Below are 2,361 nucleotides of genomic sequence, written 5' to 3'. Positions count from 1 at the left end.
GCCCCGGCGACCGGGTGGCGGTGAGAGGGCGGCTCGGCTTCGCCGCCGCGGGGCTGGAGCTGCTCTCTGCCGGCCGGACGGAACCGGAGGAGCTGATCGCCGCGCATCGCCGTCCGCTGCCGCCCTACGACGCCGGGCCCGAGGCGGTACGGCTGGGCGCCACGGCGCTGCTCGACGTCAGCGACGGTCTCGTGCAGGACCTCGGCCACATAGCGGCGGCCAGCGGCGTACGGATCGATCTGGACCCCGCGCTGCTCCCGGTGCCCGCCGTACTCGGGGCGCGCGGGCTGCACCACGTGCTGACCGGGGGCGAGGATCACGCGTTCGCGGGGACCTTCCCGCCCGAGATCGCCCTGCCCGGCACCTGGAGCGTGATCGGGCGGGTGATGGAGGGGGAGGGCCTTACCGTCGGCGGCGGCGCGTACGGCACCGGCGGATGGGATCATTTTCGGTAGTGAAATAGGGTAGTTCGCGGTTCAGGTGTTGCTTGTCTTGTAGGCACTCTTGGGATGGATTTGGTATACATCCTGGGACCGAAGAGGACGGGATGGGACGACACACCAAATTCGCGGATGACCTAGACCCCGAGGGCACTGACCTCGCGGATGCCGCCACGGAACAGCCGCGTCAGGACAAGCGCATGGGCTGGGTCACGAAGGTGCCGCTGCTCCCGGCGATCGCGGGCCTCGGCGCCATCGGCGTCGTCGCGGCCGCGTGGAGCACGTCGCAGATATCGCTCAACTTCGCGGGTGGGGCGCCGGCGGTCGCGGACCGGCCCCAGGCGCAGGCCCAGGACAGCTCGAACACGCGGCCGAGGCTCGATGACCGGACCAGTCGCTCCGACCGTACGAGTGCGGTGACCATCGCGTTCCGGGCGACCTCGCGGTCGGCCACGGGATTCCGGGCGACGGCCACGATCGCCAATCACGGGACGCAGCCGATCAACGGCTGGACCCTGAAGTTCCGGATCCCGAACGCCCAGGTGGTCGGCGCCACGAACGTCGTGCTGGTCCAGCCGGGCGCGACCGCCACCGTGCGGAACCCCGCGCACGCGCCGACGATCGCCCCCGGCCGCTCCGTCCAGCTGGTCTTCACCGCCGAGGGCGCCGCGAGCAAGCCGTCGGCGTGCCGGTTCAACGGGGTCGCCTGCACGCTCGACTGACCCGGGCGGCCAGATCGCGGACGCGCCCTCCGGAGGGCGGTCCCGGGATTTTCTGTCGTGGAGGGTTCTAGGCTGGCTGGCATGGCGCGATCTACCCCTCCGCGGGTGCTCACCGTGGCCGGATCCGACTCCGGTGGCGGTGCCGGCATCCAGGCGGATCTGAAGACGATGCTGGCTCTCGGCGTGCACGGCATGAGCGTCGTCGCCGCGGTGACGGCGCAGAACTCCGTGGGCGTCCAGGGCTACTGGGAGCTGCCGGCCGAGGCCGTACGGGCCCAGCTCGACTCGGTGCTCACCGACATCGGCGCCCAGGCGATCAAGACGGGCATGCTGGCCTCGGCGGCACTGGTCGAGACGGTCTCGGAGGTCCTCGCGGACGTCGACGCCCCCGTCGTCGTCGATCCCGTCGGGGTGTCCAAGCACGGCGACTCGCTGCTCGCCGCCGACGCGGTCGGCGCGGTGCGTACGGCGTTGCTGCCGGTCGCCACCGTGGTGACGCCGAACCTGTGGGAGGTCGAGCAGCTCACGGGCGTCAAGGTCGTCGATGAGTCAGGGCTGCGGGAGGCCGCTGAGGCGGTCTGGGCGCTCGGCCCGCAGTGGGTGCTGGTCAAGGGCGGGCATCTGCCGGGGGAGCCGGTGGATCTGCTCTTCGACGGCACCAGGGAGCACCGGTTCTCGGCCCCGAGGCACGACAATCTGCACACGCACGGCACGGGATGCACGCTCGCCTCGGCCATCGCCGCTCATCTGGCGCTTGGCCAGGACGTGCTCGGGGCGGTCGGCCTGGCCAAGGAGTACGTCACCGGGGCCATCGAGGGTGGCTTCCCGCTGGGTTCGGGTATCGGTCCCGTGGATCACGCGTGGCGATGGCGCGGTTGATCCGCTGCCGTTTCGGAATGATCAACTGTGTCGGAATGAGTTGACGGTCGCCGCTCGGGTGCTCCATGATCACGGCTGCCGGCGTGCACGCGAGTCTTGTGCGGTTCATGCGCCTGCTCACCATGGAGGAAACCGGCGTGAACGACGGCGAGAGGGCGCGAGCGGAGCAGTCCGGGCACGGTGACGCCCCGGTGCCCGCTGTGGACGTGGTGCCTGCTGAGGATGCGGTGCCCGCTGAGCGGCAGCGCAGCGGCAAGGGGCCGGCCGTCGCGCTCGGGGGGCTGATCCTGGTGGCCGGGGTCATGTTCGGCGTGATCGCC

The 2,361-nt window shown here is 71.2% G+C and carries 4 protein-coding genes; all 4 read left to right on the top strand.

Going from position 1 to position 2,361, the window contains the following annotated elements; genetic code table 11:
- A partial coding sequence (locus HKK72_RS38620) for a thiamine-phosphate kinase (protein ID WP_410050390.1) occupies nt 1–455 on the top strand: 455 nt, incomplete at its 5' end.
- Between the two features lie 92 nt (nt 456–547).
- Nucleotides 548–1,162 carry a cellulose binding domain-containing protein gene (locus HKK72_RS38615; protein ID WP_187239330.1) on the top strand — a complete coding sequence of 205 codons (615 nt, stop codon included), beginning with the start codon at nt 548–550 and terminating at the stop codon, nt 1,160–1,162.
- A gap of 81 nt (nt 1,163–1,243) precedes the next feature.
- The gene (thiD, locus tag HKK72_RS38610; RefSeq protein ID WP_187239329.1) at nt 1,244–2,041 is read left to right on the top strand and encodes a bifunctional hydroxymethylpyrimidine kinase/phosphomethylpyrimidine kinase; all 798 of its coding nucleotides are present in this window, start codon (nt 1,244–1,246) and stop codon (nt 2,039–2,041) included.
- A 65-nt stretch (nt 2,042–2,106) separates the two neighbouring features.
- Nucleotides 2,107–2,361, top strand: a 255-nt coding sequence (locus HKK72_RS38605) for a hypothetical protein (RefSeq protein WP_187239328.1), incomplete at its 3' end; no start/stop codon positions are given.

The sequence above is a fragment of the Actinomadura sp. HBU206391 genome (genome assembly GCF_014323665.1).
GTDB lineage: Bacteria > Actinomycetota > Actinomycetes > Streptosporangiales > Streptosporangiaceae > Actinomadura_C.
Note: the sequence above shows the minus strand (reverse complement) of the source record. Positions and strands in the feature narration are given on the sequence as shown.